This window comes from Hymenobacter crusticola (genome assembly GCF_002154225.1).
Classification (GTDB): Bacteria; Bacteroidota; Bacteroidia; order Cytophagales; family Hymenobacteraceae; genus Hymenobacter; species Hymenobacter crusticola.
The window spans coordinates 1-807 of the sequence record NZ_MTSE01000117.1 but is presented as its reverse complement, the minus strand read 5'-3'; the positions used below and the strand labels follow the sequence as shown (position 1 = coordinate 807).

Here is an 807-nt window from a genome sequence, read left to right as displayed (position 1 = left end):
CGGCCAGGAAGTCCTCAATGGCGGTGAGCGTCTCCAGGGGCGCGCTCAGGTGGGGACAGTGTCCGGTGGCTTCCAGGGTCACTAGCGTCGCCTGGGGCAGGTGCGCCAACAGGTAAGCGCCTACCTCCGCCGGGGCAACGGCGTCCTGCGCGCACTGCACCAGCAGCACCGGCACCGACACGTGGGCCAAGGCTGCGCGGCTGTCGGCTAGGAGCGTCACCCGGGCAAACTCCTGGGCCAGTCCCGCATCCATCTGGCAGAAATACTGGGCCAGCTCCTCGCCTAAGGAGGACGGATTGGCGGGCCCCATCAACAGCCCCGCAAACATTGACGCCCAGCCGTAATAGTCCGTGCGCATGAGTTCAAGCAGTTGTTGCACGTCCTCGCGTTCAAAGCCGCCGTAGTAGTCGGGCTCGTTCACATAACAAGGCGAGGGAGCCAGCATAATGAGCTTGGCAAAGTAGGCTGGGGCCTGCACGGCCGCCAGCATGGCGATCATCGCCCCCACCGAGTGCCCCAGGGCCACGACCTGCCGCAGCTGCAACGCCTGGCAGATCTCCACGATATCCTGGGCATAGCCGTCCAGGGTGNTACTTGGCGGGTTCATAGGCCTGCGTGTCGGACTCACCGGCTCCGACGTGATCGAACAACACGAGCTGATAGCGCGTGATGAGCGTGGGAACTAAGTAGCCCCAGATGTGTTGGTTGCAGCCGAAGCCATGGCAGAGCAGCAGCGTGGGCTTGTCCGGGCCCGCCCCGAGCACGCGCACGTTATTGCGCCGCAGGATCTGCTCGGTAAGCGAGGGC

General features: G+C 64.8%; 1 protein-coding gene and 1 pseudogene. Both read right to left on the bottom strand.

Going from position 1 to position 807, the window contains the following annotated elements; all coding sequences use genetic code 11:
• A partial coding sequence (locus tag BXP70_RS29115; RefSeq protein WP_218779906.1) for an alpha/beta fold hydrolase occupies positions 1-607 on the bottom strand: 607 nt, incomplete at its 3' end.
• Between the two features lie 28 nt (positions 608-635).
• Positions 636-764: pseudogene (locus tag BXP70_RS31180) on the bottom strand (alpha/beta fold hydrolase); the annotation flags it as partial.
• Positions 765-807 lie beyond the last annotated feature (43 nt).